General features: G+C 65.5%; 18 protein-coding genes. 15 read left to right on the top strand and 3 right to left on the bottom strand.

Annotation, left to right across the window (positions count from 1 at the left end):
- Positions 1-208 precede the first annotated feature (208 nt).
- From ppdK to Atep_RS10505, 7 genes are all read left to right on the top strand, one after another.
- Positions 209-2,977, top strand: a complete 2,769-nt coding sequence (ppdK, locus tag Atep_RS10535; RefSeq protein WP_213378486.1) for a pyruvate, phosphate dikinase — start codon at positions 209-211, stop codon at positions 2,975-2,977.
- Positions 2,978-3,051: 74 nt separating this feature from the next.
- Complete coding sequence (locus Atep_RS10530; protein WP_176977065.1) at positions 3,052-3,240, top strand: type II toxin-antitoxin system HicA family toxin; 189 nt, start codon at positions 3,052-3,054, stop codon at positions 3,238-3,240.
- 15 nt (positions 3,241-3,255) lie between these two features.
- Complete coding sequence (locus Atep_RS10525; RefSeq protein ID WP_213378485.1) at positions 3,256-3,660, top strand: type II toxin-antitoxin system HicB family antitoxin; 405 nt, start codon at positions 3,256-3,258, stop codon at positions 3,658-3,660.
- A 10-nt stretch (positions 3,661-3,670) separates the two neighbouring features.
- The gene (locus tag Atep_RS10520; RefSeq protein ID WP_213378484.1) at positions 3,671-4,585 is read left to right on the top strand and encodes a D-hexose-6-phosphate mutarotase; all 915 of its coding nucleotides are present in this window, start codon (positions 3,671-3,673) and stop codon (positions 4,583-4,585) included.
- A gap of 23 nt (positions 4,586-4,608) precedes the next feature.
- A complete protein-coding gene (gene glnE, locus Atep_RS10515) occupies positions 4,609-7,461 on the top strand; it encodes a bifunctional [glutamate--ammonia ligase]-adenylyl-L-tyrosine phosphorylase/[glutamate--ammonia-ligase] adenylyltransferase (protein WP_213378483.1) in 2,853 nt (950 codons plus the stop codon).
- Positions 7,462-7,545: 84 nt separating this feature from the next.
- The gene (locus Atep_RS10510) at positions 7,546-8,469 is read left to right on the top strand and encodes a branched-chain amino acid transaminase (protein ID WP_213378482.1); all 924 of its coding nucleotides are present in this window, start codon (positions 7,546-7,548) and stop codon (positions 8,467-8,469) included.
- A 121-nt stretch (positions 8,470-8,590) separates the two neighbouring features.
- On the top strand, positions 8,591-8,788 hold the full coding sequence (locus Atep_RS10505; RefSeq protein WP_213378481.1) for a zinc-finger domain-containing protein: 198 nt from the start codon (positions 8,591-8,593) through the stop codon (positions 8,786-8,788).
- Positions 8,789-8,902: 114 nt separating this feature from the next.
- Here the strand turns inward: Atep_RS10505 and Atep_RS10500 are convergent, their stop codons facing one another.
- Both Atep_RS10500 and Atep_RS10495 read right to left on the bottom strand, forming a co-directional pair.
- Positions 8,903-9,256, bottom strand: coding sequence for an HMA2 domain-containing protein (locus tag Atep_RS10500; RefSeq protein ID WP_176977059.1), 354 nt, complete (start codon positions 9,254-9,256; stop codon positions 8,903-8,905).
- A 101-nt stretch (positions 9,257-9,357) separates the two neighbouring features.
- Positions 9,358-9,942, bottom strand: coding sequence for an HMA2 domain-containing protein (locus Atep_RS10495; protein ID WP_213378480.1), 585 nt, complete (start codon positions 9,940-9,942; stop codon positions 9,358-9,360).
- Between the two features lie 217 nt (positions 9,943-10,159).
- Here Atep_RS10495 and Atep_RS10490 point away from each other — a divergent pair, with 217 nt between their 5' ends.
- Genes Atep_RS10490 through Atep_RS10470 form a run of 5 tightly spaced genes read left to right on the top strand, consistent with a single transcriptional unit; the run spans position 10,160 to position 13,806 of the window.
- The gene (locus Atep_RS10490; RefSeq protein WP_213378479.1) at positions 10,160-10,726 is read left to right on the top strand and encodes a hypothetical protein; all 567 of its coding nucleotides are present in this window, start codon (positions 10,160-10,162) and stop codon (positions 10,724-10,726) included.
- Positions 10,723-11,088 carry a magnetosome protein MamC family protein gene (locus Atep_RS10485; protein WP_213378478.1) on the top strand — a complete coding sequence of 122 codons (366 nt, stop codon included), beginning with the start codon at positions 10,723-10,725 and terminating at the stop codon, positions 11,086-11,088. Before Atep_RS10490 ends, Atep_RS10485 begins: the two co-directional genes overlap by 4 nt.
- Positions 11,081-11,272: a carbon monoxide dehydrogenase gene (locus Atep_RS10480; RefSeq protein WP_213378477.1), complete on the top strand. Its 192-nt coding sequence runs from the start codon at positions 11,081-11,083 to the stop codon at positions 11,270-11,272. Before Atep_RS10485 ends, Atep_RS10480 begins: the two co-directional genes overlap by 8 nt.
- Positions 11,269-11,670, top strand: coding sequence for a hypothetical protein (locus Atep_RS10475; RefSeq protein WP_236786129.1), 402 nt, complete (start codon positions 11,269-11,271; stop codon positions 11,668-11,670). The genes Atep_RS10480 and Atep_RS10475 overlap by 4 nt, the downstream gene beginning before the upstream one ends.
- Positions 11,671-11,706: 36 nt before the next feature.
- Positions 11,707-13,806 (top strand): heavy metal translocating P-type ATPase, encoded by a 2,100-nt coding sequence (locus Atep_RS10470; protein ID WP_236786127.1) that lies wholly within the window; start codon positions 11,707-11,709, stop codon positions 13,804-13,806.
- A 9-nt stretch (positions 13,807-13,815) separates the two neighbouring features.
- On the opposite strand, the gene Atep_RS10465 is transcribed toward Atep_RS10470, so the two are convergent.
- On the bottom strand, positions 13,816-14,784 hold the full coding sequence (locus Atep_RS10465; protein WP_213378476.1) for an MBL fold metallo-hydrolase: 969 nt from the start codon (positions 14,782-14,784) through the stop codon (positions 13,816-13,818).
- Positions 14,785-14,818: 34 nt separating this feature from the next.
- Between Atep_RS10465 and Atep_RS10460 the strand changes: the two genes are divergently transcribed.
- From Atep_RS10460 to Atep_RS10450, 3 genes are read left to right on the top strand one after another with little or no spacing between them, the layout of a single operon-like run.
- On the top strand, positions 14,819-14,974 hold the full coding sequence (locus Atep_RS10460) for a hypothetical protein (RefSeq protein ID WP_213378475.1): 156 nt from the start codon (positions 14,819-14,821) through the stop codon (positions 14,972-14,974).
- Between the two features lie 32 nt (positions 14,975-15,006).
- Positions 15,007-15,348, top strand: coding sequence for an STAS domain-containing protein (locus tag Atep_RS10455; protein WP_213378474.1), 342 nt, complete (start codon positions 15,007-15,009; stop codon positions 15,346-15,348).
- The gene (locus tag Atep_RS10450) at positions 15,345-15,797 is read left to right on the top strand and encodes an ATP-binding protein (protein ID WP_213378473.1); all 453 of its coding nucleotides are present in this window, start codon (positions 15,345-15,347) and stop codon (positions 15,795-15,797) included. Before Atep_RS10455 ends, Atep_RS10450 begins: the two co-directional genes overlap by 4 nt.
- The last annotated feature ends 264 nt before the right edge of the window (positions 15,798-16,061 follow it).

The following is a 16,061-nucleotide window of genomic DNA, read 5'->3' as shown; positions in this document are numbered from 1 at the left end:
GCAGTATAACCGATGGCTGAGTGGTACTCGGATCGCTGGAGATACGTTCTGAGCCCATAAGCCACCCGGACGCTTGAAGGGGTTGCAAAGGGCAGCGCCGAATGTTCGACTTCGATCCGAGATACCCCCCGCGCGTCGGATATGGCAGCATGTCACCCGGAGCGCCAAGCCCATCACACCAACCAAAGAGAAGAGGCGGACCCCACTGATGGACACCACGACTCAGTATGTCTTTGCGTTCGAGGACGGCGATGGAAAGGACAAAAAGCTACTCGGCGGCAAGGGCGCCAACCTGTGCGAGATGACCCAGATCGGGCTGAACGTCCCGCCCGGTTTCGTCATCTCCACGGCGGCCTGCCTGGAATATCTCGCTGACCCCAAGCGCGCCCTGCCGCCCGGTCTGATCGAACAAGTCCACGAGCAGATGCGCGCCCTGGAACAGAAGACCGGCAAGGGCTTCGGCGACCCGAACAATCCGCTGCTGGTCTCGGTGCGCTCCGGATCAGCCATGTCGATGCCGGGCATGATGGACACCATCCTCAACCTAGGTCTGAACGCCGACACCCTGCAAGGCGTGATCCGCGCCACCGACGATCCGCGCTTCGGCTATGATGCCTACCGGCGCTTCATCCAGCTCTTCGGCAAGGTCGCACTCGGTGTGCCGGACGAAGCCTTCGACAAGGAATTCGCCGCCATCAAGGAGGCCGCGCACGCCAAACAGGACGTCGACCTCTCCGCCGGCGACCTGCGCGAGACCTGCGAACGCTTCCTCAAGGTGGTCGAGGACGCCACGGGGCACCCCTTCCCGACCGACCCCTATCAGCAGCTCGAGATCGCCATCAAGGCCGTTTTCAACTCCTGGATGGGCAAGCGCGCGGTCGACTATCGCAAACAGTTCAACATCACCCCGGACATGGCCAACGGCACGGCGGTCAATGTCGTAACCATGGTGTTCGGCAACCGCGGCGACGACTCGGCCACCGGCGTGGCCTTCACCCGCAATCCGGCCACCGGCGAGAACAAGCTCTACGGCGAATATCTGGTCAACGCCCAGGGCGAGGACGTGGTCGCCGGCATCCGCACGCCCAAGCCGCTCGACCGGCTCAAGGTCGAGATGCCCGAGCTGGCCGACCAGCTCGACGAGCTGCGCGACAAGCTCGAAACCCACTATCGCGAGGTCCAGGACTTCGAGTTCACCATCGAGCAGGGTCGGCTCTACTGTCTCCAGACCCGCAACGGCAAGATGAACACGGTCGCCATGGTGCGCACCTCGGTCGAGATGGAGCGTGAGGGACTCATCACCAAGGAACAGGCGCTGTTGCGCATCGCGCCCGAGTCGCTGGAACAGATGCTGTTCCCGCGTCTGGACCCGAACGTCAAGGCCGAAGCGGTCGCTCAGGGTCTGCCGGCCTCGCCGGGCGCGGCCTCCGGTATCGCCGTATTCGACGCCGACCGCGCCGAGCAGCTCGGCAAGGGGCAGGGGCTGAAGGTCATCCTGGTGCGTGAGGAGACCAAGCCCGAGGACATCCACGGCTTCTTCGCTTCCGAAGCCATCCTGACCTCGCGCGGCGGCAAGACCTCGCATGCGGCCGTGGTCGCACGCGGCATGGGCAAGCCCTGTGTCGCCGGCGCCGAGGGCATCAGCGTCGACATCGACCGGCGCGAGGCGCGTGTCGGACTGACCAGCTTCAAGGAGGGTGACGTCATCACCATCGACGGCACCTCGGGCAAGGTCTATCTGGGCGCGATCCCGACCGTCGAGCCGGACTTCACGCCCGAACTCCACATCCTGCTCGGCTGGGCCGACGAAGTGGCCAAGCTCAAGGTGCTGGCCAATGCCGACACCCCGGACGACGCCCGCCGCGCGCGGCGCTATGGCGCGGTCGGCATCGGTCTGGCGCGCACCGAGCGCATGTTCAACGACGTCGAGCGCCTGCCGATCGTCATCGAGATGATCGTCGCCGAGACCCCGGAGGCGCGTCAGGAAGCGCTCGACCGGCTGCTGCCCCTGCAGCGCAAGGACTTCCGCGAACTGTTCGAGGTGATGTCGCCCAATCCGGTCACCATCCGTCTGCTCGATCCGCCGATCCACGAGTTCCTGCCCGACGAGCATGTGCTCGAACGCGAGCTGTCCGAGCTGCGGGTGCTGGCGCAGAGCGCGCGCGGCGTTGCCGTGCTGGCCGGCGCCATGGGGCTGCTGCATGCCTCCGAGAGTCTGCGCCGCGAGGTCGAGACCGCGCGTCACATGTTCGATCCGGCCGTGGTCGAGGAGGCGATCGCCAAGAAGGAGGCGATGCTCAAGAAGGTGCGCGCCCTCTACGAGACCAACCCGATGCTCGGACATCGCGGCGTGCGGCTCGGCATGACCTTCCCCGAGATCTACCGGATGCAGGTGCGCGCCATCCTGGAGGCGGCCGCCGAATGCGCCAAGTCGGGCATCGAGGTCCATCCGCAGATCAAGGTGCCGCAGGTCTGTACCGCTCAGGAGCTTCGCAAGGTCAAGGCCTATGTCGACAGCATCCATGCCGAGGTGGCCGAGCGCTACGGTAAGCCGGTCAAGTTCAAGTTCGGTACCATGATCGAGGTGGTCCGCGCCTGTATGCGCGCCGACTCGCTGGCCGAGGAAGCCGAGTTCTTCTCCTTCGGCACCAATGACCTGACCCAGGCGACCTTCTCCTTCTCGCGCGAGGATGCCGAGAACAAGTTCCTGCCGCTCTACAATCAGTCGGGCATCCTGCAGGACAATCCGTTCGATGTGCTCGACGTCAAGGGTGTGGGCAAGCTGATGCAACTGGCCGTGGACTGGGGGCGGGCGGTCAAGCCCGATCTGCATGTCGGCATCTGCGGTGAGCATGGCGGGCATCCGGGGTCGATCGCCTTCTGTCATCAGGCCGGGCTGGACTATGTGAGCTGCTCGGGTCCGCGCGTACCGATCGCGCGTCTGGCGGCGGCGCATGCGGCCTTGAAGTCAGGTTGAGGGCAAAACCGGCCGGCCTCGTGCCATCGTCTGACGATCGCGCGAGGCTCGGCTGATGATTTAGGCGCTCCACCATGAAAAGCGGCGATGTGATCAAGCGCCTGGAGTCCGACGGCTGGGTGCTGGTGCGCGTGAAAGGCTCGCATCATCAGTTCCGGCGGCCCGGACAGCCGGGATTGGTCACGGTGCCGCATCCGAAAACCGATATTCCGCTGCCGACCCTGCGCAGCATCTACCGTCAGGCCGGCTGGCCCTGGAAGTGAGTTATGCGATTGGCATTGGCCCTACATACTGATGATGGTGTGACCTATGGGGTCACGGTGCCCGATCTTCCGGGGTGTTTCTCGGCGGGTGAGAGTCTGGATCAGGCGATCGAGAACGCTTACGAGGCGATCGATGCCCATGTCGAGTTGCTGATGGATGATGGAGACGCCGTCCCCTGTCCGCGCCCGCTCGCCGAGCATCAGTCCAATCCGGATTTCGCCGGGGCGGTGTGGGTGGTGATCGATGCGCCGATCGAGCGCTATTTCGGACCGACCGAGAAGATCCATATCCGGGTGCCGCGACGGTTGCTCCAGCGCATCGATGCGCATGCCAAGGCTCGTCATCTGAGCCGTTCGGCCTTTCTGACCCAGGTCGCTAGCGAGGCGATGGGGCGCGAAGGGCCATGCCGGAACCAATGAGGCAAAATACATGGATCTCGATGCCCTGAATGCAGCCTTCGCACTCCCCAACGTCCTGCGCTTCGTCGAGGGGCAGGGCGGTCTGACGCTGATCGAGGTCGACAACGGCCTGGCGCGGGCGACCCTGACCGCGCATGGCGCTCAGGTGTTGTCCTATCGCCCGGCCGAGGCGCGCGACGATCTGCTGTTCGTCAGTGAGCGCGCCTATTTCGCGCCGGATCAGGAGATCAAGGGCGGTGTGCCCATCTGCTGGCCCTGGTTCGGGCGCGATCCCGACGACCCGGAGCGGATCATCCACGGTTTTGCGCGTCTGCGGGACTGGTCGGTGCCGGCGTGTGAGATGCGGCCTGATGGTGCGATCTGGGTGCGGTTCGGGCTGGCGGACGATGAGTCGACGCGCGCGCTCCGGCCGCATTACTTCAATCTCTGGGTCGAGGTGACGGTCGGTGCGACCCTGTCGGTGTCGCTCACGACCCGCAATGCCGGTGACGAACCCTTCACGATTACTCAGGGGCTGCACGCCTATTTCAAGATCGGCGACCCGGCTCAGACCCATGTCCTCGGACTCGACGGCTGCCGCTATCTCGACAAGGCGGCGGATGCGCCGCCGGATGCGGCCGGCGTCCAGTCCGGTTCGCTGGGACTCGAGGCCGAGGTCAACCGCATCTATGAGTCTGTGCCGCAGTGCCTCACAATCGAGGACAAGGCGCTCAGCCGACGTATCCGCATCGAGAGCCACAACAGTCACACCTGCGTGGTCTGGAACCCCTGGATCGTCGGCTCGCGGTCGATGCCGGACCTCGACGACGAGGACTACCGGCGTTTTGTCTGTGTCGAGACCGTCAACGCCGCTTCCGAAGTGATCCGAGTCGCGCCCCGGCAGGAGGTGCGGATCGGCGCCGAGTATCGCCTCGAATCCCTGTAACCGTTTGCACTGTGAAGCCAGCCATGTCCGATGCACCGTCCGACTCCCTGACCGAATCCCACTGGCAAGACTGGCTCAACTGGGCCGGCGAGCAGGGTCTGACCCCACCGGACGATCCCGAGTTCGAGTCGGCACGGCGGCGGGTGTGGGAGGCGAGCGAGTATGTCGCGATCTCGGCTGCACGGCATCCGGCCGATCTGGCCGAGCTGATCGCGAGCGGCGACCTCGCTCGGACTTATGCAGCCGATGATCTGGCGACCCGACTCGATGCGCGACTGGAAGGCGTCGAGGACGAGACCGCGCTCCACAAGGCGCTGCGCCTGTTCCGCCGCCGCGAGATGATGCGGATCATCTGGCGCGACATCGCCGGCCTGGCCCCGCTGGAAGAGACCCTGGAAGACCTGTCCGAGCTGGCCGACGTCTGCATCCGGGGCGCGCTCGACCGGCTTTATCCCTGGACCTGCGCCGAGCTGGGCACGCCGTGCGATTCGTCCGGCCGTCCTCTGCGGCTGCTGGTGCTGGCCATGGGCAAGCTCGGGGCGCGCGAACTCAATCTCAGCTCCGACATCGACCTGATCCTGGCCTTCGCCCAGCCGGGGATGATCGAGGGCGGGCGACGTCCGCTCAGCCACGAGCAATTCTTCGTCCGGCTCGGGCAGCGTCTGGTGCAGGCGCTGGCCAACAAGACCGTCGACGGCTTCGTGTTCCGAGTCGACACCCGGCTGCGGCCCTTCGGCGAGGTCGGGCCGCTGGCCATGAGCTTCCAGGCCATGGAGGACTACTACCAGTCTCAGGCGCGCGAGTGGGAGCGCTACGCCATGATCAAGGCGCGTCCGGTCGCCGGCGATCCCGACGATATGGAACAGCTGATGGCCATGTTGCGCCCCTTCGTCTACCGGCGCTATCTGGACTTCGGCGCCTTCGAGTCGTTGCGCGAACTCAAGCGCCTGATCGCCAAGGAACTCTACCGGCGCGGCATGGACGCCAACATCAAGCTCGGTCCCGGCGGCATCCGCGAGATCGAGTTCATCGGCCAGGCGTTCCAACTGGTGCGTGGCGGACGCGATCCCGAGCTCCAGGTGCGCCCGATCCGTGCCGTGCTGGCGCTGCTGGCACAACGCGAGCTGATGCCGGCCGAGGCAGTCGCCCAGCTCGATGCGGCCTATGTGTTTCTGCGTCTGGTCGAGAATCGGCTCCAGGCCCACCGCGACCAGCAGACCCATCGCCTGCCGGACGACGGCCCCGGCCGGCTACGGCTCGCCCGCTCGATGGGCTATGCGGATTGGGCGTCCTTCATCGTCGACCTGAACACTCATCGCCGGCTGGTCCAGGAGCAGTTCGACGCCGTCTTCGCCTTGCCGGCCACCGAGAGCGAGGTCGAGGACGCGCCCCTGAGCGCCGTCTGGCACGGCGACCGCGACCCCGCTCACGAGCTGGAACTGCTCGAACGCGCCGGTTTCGCCGATCCCGAGGGCGTCCGCACCCGCGTCCGGCAGTTCCGCGACGCCTGTGTGCGCAAGGGGCTGAGTGCACGCGGACACGAACGTCTGAGCCTGATCATGCCGCATGTCCTCTGTGTCGCGGCGGGATGCACCCATCCCGATCCGGCGCTGGAGCGCGTGTTGCGCGTACTCGAAGCCATCGTGCGCCGCAGTGCCTATCTGGCGATGCTCGCCGAACATCCGCTGATCCTCACCCATCTGATCCGGCTCTCCAGTCTCAGCCCCTGGTTCGCCGATCAGATCGGACGCCATCCGCTGCTGCTCGACGAACTGCTCGACCCGCGCCGACTCTATGCGCCCTTGCGTCGCGAGAGTTTGGAGGCCGAACTCGACGCGCTGCTCGCCCATGTCGATGCCGAGGATCTGGAACAACAGATGGAGCGGCTGCACCAGTTCGCTCATGGCAATCAGTTGCGCGTCGCCGCCGCCGATCTGACCGAAACCATTGCGCTGATGGTCGTCAGTGACTATCTGACCGAGATCGCCGAGGTCGCGGTCCGGCGCGTGCTCGATCTTTCATACGCCCATCTGGTCGCCCGTCATGGCCGTCCGACCGCCATCGAGGGCGAGGACAGCGGCTTCCTGATCCTCGGCTACGGCAAGCTCGGCGGCATCGAACTGGGCTATGGCTCGGATCTGGATCTGGTGTTCCTGCACGGCAGCGATTCGGTCAACGCCATGACCGACGGCCCGAAGGAGATCAGTAACGAGCAGTTCTATGCCCGGCTCGGCCAGCGCCTCATCCATATGATGACCACGCGCACCCCCTCGGGTCAGCTCTACGAGGTCGACATGCGACTGCGTCCGGACGGCACCAAGGGGATGCTGGTGCGCTCGCTGAAGTCCTTCGAGCATTATCAGAACGAAAGCGCCTGGACCTGGGAGCATCAGGCCCTGGTGCGTGCGCGTCCGGTCGCCGGAGATCCTGGACTGGCCGCGCGCTTTGAAGACATCCGCCGCGCCATCCTGTGTCGCGAACGCGATCCCGATCAGCTCAGGCGCGATGTGCGCGAGATGCGCGCCAAGATGCGCGAGAACCTCGACAGGAGCGGCGAGGGCCGTTTCGATCTCAAGCAGGGCGCGGGCGGTATTGCCGATATCGAGTTTATGGTTCAATACGCTGTCCTGCGCTGGGCGGCCGACCAGCCGGCGCTCGCGGACTGGACCGACAACGTGCGGTTGCTCGACACCCTGGCGCGGCTCGATCTGCTTCCGGGGCACTGTGCCCAGGATCTCACCGAGGCCTACAAGTCGCTGCGTGCGGCCTATCATCGCAGTGCCTTGCGCGAGCAGCCCAAAACCGTGGCCGACGACGAGCTGCGGCCCGAACGCGAGCGCGTGCGGGCGTTGTGGCAGGAATTGATGGACGACTGACGCCGGGCGCGCTGGTCGGTCCCGGACCCTTCTCAAAGATCGAACTCGGGACGCAGCATCCCGAGCCTAGCGGAGTTAAGACACATGGCGACGATGGCGGACCGTGACGGTCTGATCTGGCTGGACGGCGAAATGGTGCCTTGGCGCGAGGCCAAGATCCACGTACTGACCCACACATTGCACTATGGCATGGGGGTCTTCGAGGGCGTCCGGGCCTATCCGACGGCGGCGGGCACGGCCATCTTCCGTCTGGAGGAGCACACCAACCGCCTGTTCAGCTCGGCGCATATCCTGGGCATGCCCATGCCCTGGGATCGCGAGACGCTGAACGCCGCCCAGCGCGCCGTGGTGCGCGAGAACGGGCTGGAATCGGCCTACATCCGCCCCATGTGCTTCTACGGCTCGGAGGGCATGGGACTGCGCGCCGACAACCTCAAGGTCCACTGCATGGTCGCCGCCTGGTCCTGGGGCGCCTATCTCGGCGAGGAGAACATGCGCAACGGCATCCGTATCAAGGTGTCGTCCTTCACCCGTCATCACGTCAACACGACCATGTGCCGCGCCAAGGCCAACGGCAACTACATGAACTCGATGATGGCGCTCCAGGAGGCCCTGCGCGACGGCTACGACGAGGCGCTGCTGCTCGATGCCGCGGGCTTCGTGATGGAGGGGAGCGGGGAGAACATCTTCATCGTGCGCGACGGCGTGCTCTACACCCCGGATCTGACCTCGGCGCTCGACGGCATCACCCGCCGCACCGTGATGACGCTGTGCGAGGAACTGGGACTGAAGGTGGTCGAGAAGCGCATCACCCGCGACGAGGTCTATATCGCCGACGAAGCCTTCTTCACCGGCACGGCGGCTGAGGTGACGCCGATCCGCGAGATCGACGGACGCGCCATCGGTTCCGGTACGCGCGGCCCCATCACCGAGCGCTTGCAGATGCTCTATTTCGATCAGGTCCACGGGCGGCGCGAACAGCACCCGGAGTGGCTCGCACTGGTCTGAGGCCGTTGTCGGTCAAGCCCTGATTCGTCGGATGGGCAGAGCGTCGCGATGCCCATCGAACGCCCGAGGATCGGATCGAGACCGTCTCTGCATTCGCATCACAACGAGAGGAGTCGCAACCATGCCGAGCAAAGCCACGGCGACGCTCCAGGAGTCGCCGCCGATCGAAGTCACCCGCCGGGATCTCCCCCTGTGTTGTCCCCGTCCGGACGCTCCGGTCTGGAACATGCATCCCAGGGTCTATCTGCCGATCGAGGACGACCCGCATCACGAGGCCGTCTGTCCCTATTGCGGGGCCGGATACCGGCTCGTCGACTAAAAAATCCGGACACCTCGGGACGGCAGCGGATTTCCGCACCGAGGTGCCCGGATCTGTTGCTTCAGACTCGGCTGACGAAGCGGCGCCTTCGTCGCCGGGAACACGCTTCCTCGCTTACAGCAACACGCTGACCAGACGGAAGGCCGAGCGCTCGACGGCCTTGTTGACGACCGCCCCGACGAGCGCCTTGCCGAACAGGGCACCCGCCTTCGAGATCACAGCCTCACTCGCCGACGACAGATCGGCGCAGCCCGTCTCTTTGAGCATCTCCAGCAGTCGATGATGATCCAGGCGTGCCGGATCGTAATGGATGACCAGACTACCGGCGGCGCGGTTGAAGCGGATCTGCTCGACGCCGTCGAGTGCGCGCAGTTGCGCTTGTGCGGAATCGACTGTTCCGGGCCGGCACCGGAATGCCGCTGAACGGACACGCAAACGACCGGGGACATGATGGATCGAGTGATGCATGGAGACCTCGCTCGGTGATGCCTGGAAATGAAAATTAAATGCGATGCATTCTCATTTTATGAGCAAAAAAGGAGAATGCAAGTCCTGATTTCAGCGATCGCTCAACGCGCCTGGGTACGCTGCGTCGTCAGCTCATTCGTCCAGCAACGCCAGATATCGGCAAAGATCCAGCGCGCCAGCGTCAGTTTGAGCTGACAGAGCCGACAGACAGGTTTGGTCGCCGGTGTCGTCGCGACCTTGCGCGCGGCGGAGAGGCGCATCGGCAACGGCAGGCGCCAGGAGGTCGGCCGCACCAGCCGGGAACGCCAGTTCGCCGTTGTCTCGACGAGAGATTGCGCCCGCGTAGGGGAGGGGAGTCGTTTGGCGAGTGCTGTGCGTATCTTCAGCGCCTCGGGCGCCGCGCGGCTTGACTCGATCCGCGCCGGTCGGCGTGCGGCCGCGCGATGGAGCACTGGATACAGCACCTGATCCAATTCCGCCTGAGTCAGCGGCCCGGCTCGCCGGTGCCACACCACCAGACTGGAACAGGCCGGATTCCAGCGCACACCACGCACCCCTTCGATCTGAGTCAGTGCGCGCGTCAGACGCTCACTCAGCTGCGGATCGTCCCGCAGTGCCGGAACATGCAACCGAATCCGTCCGGGGATCTGGTGGCGGATCTCCAGTTGCTTGGGCTTTAACTCCATCGTCTTCACAGGACTCGGCATGACCAGGACACTCTCAAGGCGTTGAGGGCGAAAACCATGGAAGTTTTATAGTGGATTCGAAGCTGGATGTAAATAGCATTTAATCTTATTTACATTTTGCGAGCAGTCTGTTTAAGCTATGTCCCCTGTTGGATCCTGGTTGGCCGCATTGGGCGCCATCACGTCTGGGAACCGTCAACGACCCGCAGAGGAACCGATGAGCGAACACCATCAAGAAGCGAAGAACACGCCGGATTCCGGCTCCGGCTCGGATCATTGGAGTCAGGGGCAGGCCGGCGGCGCCGAGCCGGATGCGCGCCGGAGCGAAGCAAGCGCCCCCTATCATCAGGCCCCCGTCGGCGGTCCCGGACCAGGACCGGGCTACCATTCCGCGCCGCCCTATCCGTACCCCTATCCCTATCCGCCGCACGGCTATTATCCGCCGCCGAATGCCGCGCCCTATTGGTCAGGCGCCATGCCGCCTCCCGGATACGGCTATGTCGAGCCGACGCCCGGTCCGAGCGGAAACGCCGGACAGCCCGGCATGGGGCACGCGGGCGCAGGGCATGGTCACGGGGCCAGGGTGAGTGATCTGGTCAACGAGGTGGCCGGCGGCGGCAGCGGTCTGTCGAGTCTGACCCGGATGCTCGATCTCGACGACATCGATTTCTGGAAGGGCGCTCTGGTCGGCGCGGCGGCCGTGCTGCTCCTGACCAACGGCTCGGTTCAGTCGGCCCTGTTCGGCGCGGGCGCCAAGACCGACAAAACGGACGCGGCCCCATGAGTTCACATGACTACAGCCACGACAGATTCGATCCCCTGTATCCGGCCCCGCCAAACCCCGCCGGACCGGACTGCGCGAACCTGATGCGTCTGGCGACCCTGGGGGCGGTCGTCGGCGCCAGTCTCGCCGCCTCGCGTCAACTGCGCCAGGTGCAGGAGGGCGGGCAGACACCGCAACGTGCCGTGCTGGAGACCGGCAAGAGTGCGGTGGCGGCCGGTTTGGCGACCGCCGCCGGCGGCGCTATCGCCTCCAGCCTCACCGATCAGGGACTATCGCGGCTCGGTCTGCTGTTCCTGGCCGGCTCGGCGGTGCTCTATGGACTGTCCAATTGGACCGAAGGTCGGGAGAACCCTCATGCCTGATACACGTCAGCGCCATCAGCATGGCGTGCGCAAGAATCTCGTCGAGGGCATCGGCGGCGCTCTGACCGGCGCGGCGCTGGTTCTGCTGCTGCGCGGTCTGTTCCAGCGCCGTGCGACGCCCGCTTCCGCTGGTACGACGGTTCTGTCTACCACTGATCGCAAGACTTCCGGAGAATCCTCATGAATCAAGACAATCGTTCCTATGGTCTGGGTCAAGGCCCCTGGATGTCGCAACAGATGCCGGGACAGACACCGCCGCCGGCCGGCCAGGGTCCGGCGGCCGCTCCGCATTGGGGGCAGTCGGCCGGTTACGGCTATCAGGCCCAGATGTCTGTCTACCAGGGCCTGCCGCAACGCGCCCAGTCCTCCTCGATCCTGCCGCGTGACCGTTTCCTCAAGGGGCTGCTGATCGGCGCCGCTGCGACCTATCTGCTGACCAACGAGCAGGTCCAGCGCACCGCCATCAAGGGCGTGGTCCAGGCCTGGTCGCTGTTGCAGGGTGGTCTGGAGGAGATCAAGGAGCGCTTCGGCGACGCCCAGGCCGAGGTCCATCACGCCAGTCAACGTCAGGATTCCGACTGATCCGGCGTTCGTCGTTCATATCTAGGAAGTTGACCCGTGTCCCAAGCCGCCGCCGTGCTCTCGTATCGGATCGTTCATGAACTGCCCGGACGTCTGCGTCTGCGTCTGCCGCGACTCGGTGCGCCCGGCCATGGACCGGGCGATCTCGAAGCCTGGATGGAGGCGCTGCCCGGCGTGCTCGGCGTCCAGGCCAGCCGCGCGAGCCGTTCGCTGATCGTCGAGTTCGATCCACTGACGACGAACCGCGAGGCGGTGTTGCGGCGGCTCGACGACTATCGCGAGCCGGAGCCTGACGAGACCTTTGACACGGGCGAGGAGTCTGAGAGCGAGCTGGCGCCGCTGGCCGCTTCGGTGCTCACGCTGGCCCTGCTGCCGATCCTGCCGGCGCCCCTGAAATTGGGTTTGACGGCACTCAAGGTCGGACCGACGCTGGCGCGTGGTCTGGACACGCTGGTCAACGAGGGCGTCAAGGTCGAGGTGCTGGATGCACTGGCGATCGGACTGTCCGCCGCGCGCGGCGAGGTCTATGCCGCCACCGTCACCGGGCTGCTGCTCGAACTCGGCGCCTATCTGGAGCGGCGCACGGTGCGTCAGTCCGATCGTCTGTTGCAGCGGCTGTTGCATCCGGATCCGGCGCCGGCCTGGGTCGAGCGTGACGGTCGCTTGATCCGGATACCTGGTAGCGAAGTGCGCGTCGGCGATCTGGTGGCGGTTGGCGCCGGCGAGCAGATCCCGATCGATGGGCGCGTGGTCGAGGGGCTGGCGCTGGTCGATCAGTCCGCCATCACCGGCGAGCACACGCCGGTACGCAAGGAGCCGTTCCGCCGCGCGCTCGGCGGATCCGTGGTCATCGAGGGGCGCTTGCGAATCGAGGCCACCGAGGTCGGCGCCGACACCACGGCCGCGCGGGTGTCACGCTTCATCCGCGAGGCGCTCGCCAAGCGTTCGTTCTCCCAGCGCGAGGCCGAGCGGCTCGCCGATCAGCGCGTCAACCTGACTCTGGGCACGGCCGCCGCCGTCTATGCCGTGACGCGCGATCCGCGCCGGGTGCAGTCGGTGTTCCTGGTCGACTATGCCTGCGCGCTCAAGCTCGGTACCCCGATCGGCATCAAGTCCGGCATGGCGCGCGCGGCCGAGTATGGCGTGCTGATGCGCGGAGGCGATGCCATCGAGCAGCTGGCCGAGGTCGACACGGTCGTGTTCGACAAGACCGGCACCCTGACCCACAGCGAGCTGATGGTTACAGACGTTGAGGTGCTCAAACCCAAGGCCGGCTGCAGCGAGCGCGATCTGCTGGCACTGGTGGCCTCGATCGAGGAGCACGCCAGTCATCCCATCGCCAATGCCGTGGTCCAGGCCGCGCACGATCGCAATCTGCCGCACGTCAGTCATGGCGAGATCGAGTATCTGGTCGCGCATGGCGTCTCGGCGCAGTTGGCGAGCGGACGCCTGGTCATCGGCAGCCGTCACTATCTCCAGTCGCATGAAGGCTTCGATTTCTCGCCCTTCGATGAGCGGATCGAACGGCTTCAGTCCGAGGGCAAGACGCTGCTGTATGTCGCCAATGAGCGCGGTCCGGTGGGCTTGATCGCGCTGCGCGACACCCTGCGCGCCGAGACGCCGGCGACGCTGGCGCGTCTTCGGCGGTTGGGGATCGAGCGGCTGGTGATGATCTCGGGTGATCGGCGCGTCATGGCCGAGGCGCTGGGGCGTGAACTCGGGTTCGATGCCATCCATGCCGAGGTCGTGCCCGAAGACAAGGCTGCGCTGGTGCAGGCGTTGCAAGCCGAAGGAGCTAAGGTCGCCTTCGTCGGCGACGGGGTCAACGATGGACCGGCACTGACCGTGGCCGATGTCGGCATCGCCATGCCGCGCGGTGCGGATATCGCGCGTGCGACGGCGGATATCCTGCTGATGGACGATCGGCTGGATGCCGTGGCCGATGCGCGCGAGATCGCCGCCAAGACCATGGGGCTGATCCGGACCAATTTCCGCGCCGCAGTCGGGCTGAATACCGCGATCCTCGCCGGCGCGGTGAGCGGTCGCCTGCCGCCCCTGGGTAGCGCCGTGCTGCACAACGGCACGACGCTGGGCGTGTTGCTCAATGTGCTCAAGGGCGTGCAACTGGAGCGCTGATCGCCGCGCTCAGCCTGCCGTGCGTTTCTCGCGCCGCTTGAGCCAGACCTCCAGTCCCTGAGCGTTGAGTTCGGTATCGACGCTCAGCAACTCCTGGATATGGCCGTCGTTCAGATCCACGCCATGCTCGCGCGCGCGCTGCATCAGATGCGCCGTGACCGATTCCTTGATCCGCTGCCGTCGTCCGTCTTCGGGCCGTCCTTCCTCACGCAGGGCCAGTTCGGCCAGGTCGCGGATGCTCTGACGCACGGCTTCGACGCGCTCGGCCGGGCGGTCGACACGGCCATAGTGGGTCAGATACATGGCCTGGGGAGCGTGCGTCATCAGCTTGTCGAGACTGGCGATCCAGGTCTCCGGATCGAAGGCGACCGGCGTGGTCGGTGCGAACAGCCAGGGACCGTTCGCGGTGTCGAACTCGCGATAGGCGATGCCGAAGGTGTCGCCGGTGAAGAAGCTCTGCGTTCGGCTGTCGAGGATGCAGCCGTGATGATTGGCGTGCCCTGGGGTGTCGATGAAGGTCAGGGTGCGTCCGTTCAGGTCGAAGGTCTGTCCGTCCTCGGCGACGATGACGCGCTCGGCCGGAATCGGCAGGGGGGCGCCGAAGTCGCGCTCGAAGTTCTCTTCGCCATAGACGACGCTGGAGCCGGCGATCAGCTTGCTCGGGTCGATCAGGTGCGGCGCGCCCTTGGGATGGGCGACCAGACGTGCATTGGAACAGGCGGCCATCAGATGACCCGAGGCGCCGGCATGGTCCAGATGCACATGGGTCGGCATCACATAGTCGACGTGCTCAGGCGTCAGTCCGAGCGCGGCGACGGTCGCCAGCAGGTTCGGGGCCGCGTTGGCCGGTCCGGTGTCGACGAAGGCCAGACGCTCGCCCGAGCGCACCAGATAAGCGGCGGCCAGACCGTGGCGATAGAGTCCGGTCTCGATGCAGTAGATGCCCGCGGCGATCTCCTGGAAGTGGGGGTGTGACATGGACGATGACTCCGAAAGTGGGTTGGAATGAAAAGTGGATAGGTGTCTGAAACGCGATGATTGTATCCTGGAGACCGTGATCGGCGTGGTCGAGGGTCGCCTGGAGACGCCGCTCGACGCGCTGGAGCGGGCGTTGCGCTCGCGGTTGCAGAAACGCACGGATTCGGTGTCCGCCGATCGCAGACGCTGATCCTTCATTGACGCTCAAAGGGGCTTTACACGATGGAGATCGAAATCACACTCCAGGACGGTATCCACGTCCTGAAAGTTTCTGGCCAGCTCGATGCGCTGAGTGGCGCCGACTACGAGCAGGGAGTCAATCGTCTCGTCGCCGAGGGTGCGCGGCGGCTGGTTCTGGATTTCGGTCCATTGGTCTATATCAGCAGCGCCGGTCTGCGCGCCCTACTGAACACGAGCAAGCCGCTGATGGCTCAAGGCGGAGCACTGGTCTACGCCAATCTTCAGCCCAGTGTGCGCGAGGTCTTCGAGATGACGGGCCTGCCGTCACTGTTCAAGGTGTGCGACTCGTTGCCCGAGGCGATGGCCTTGGTGCAGGCCCCATGAACGCCGTGACCCAGCGTCTGCCGGCAACCGTCGAGCAACTGCCCGAAGCCCAGGCGTTCCTGAAGTCCTGGATCGAGCAGGCCGGACTCGATCCGCGTCTCGGCGGACGGCTCGCACTGGCGCTCGAAGAGGTGTTCGTCAATGTCTGTCACTATGCCTATCCGCCGGGTCAGCCGGGCGAGATCGAGCTGCGGATCTTGCCGGATGCCGAGCGATTCGTGCTCGATGTGCTCGACGACGGACAGCCGTTCGACCCAACCGACCTGCCGGAGCCGGATCTGGCCGCAACCCTGGAGCAGCGCACCGTCGGCGGTCTGGGCTGGTTCCTGGTGCGCCAGATGGTGACTGAACTGAGCTGTCGGCGCGAGCAGGGACGCAATCTGGTCTCGCTGATCATGTGCCAGCCCGCGGACGAGGATGAGCGTACCCCGGATGCCGCACGTGGTTGAGCGACGGTTTGGGTGGCGCCTGCTGTCCGGTCGGCTTGGGCGCTCGGCGCGATCCTGGAGCCTGGCGGCGCTGAGCCTGCTGATCGCGCGCTCCGGCTCGAATGTGCACCGTCTGTCCGATCTCGATGGGCGACGGCGTCGGGGTCTGGAGGATGGGCGATCCGTCCCGGCCGGTCGAGGCCCTGCTGCACACCCAGAGGCTAAAGGTCAAGCGCGTGCCGCAGTCGCAGACGGTCAATCTCTTCCTGCGCGGCGGGGTCGAGG

It is taken from the genome of Allochromatium tepidum (assembly GCF_018409545.1).
GTDB classification, from domain to species: domain Bacteria; phylum Pseudomonadota; class Gammaproteobacteria; order Chromatiales; family Chromatiaceae; genus Thermochromatium; species Thermochromatium tepidum_A.
The sequence above is the reverse complement of the archived record's forward strand: the minus strand, read 5'-3'. Positions and strand labels throughout refer to the sequence as shown.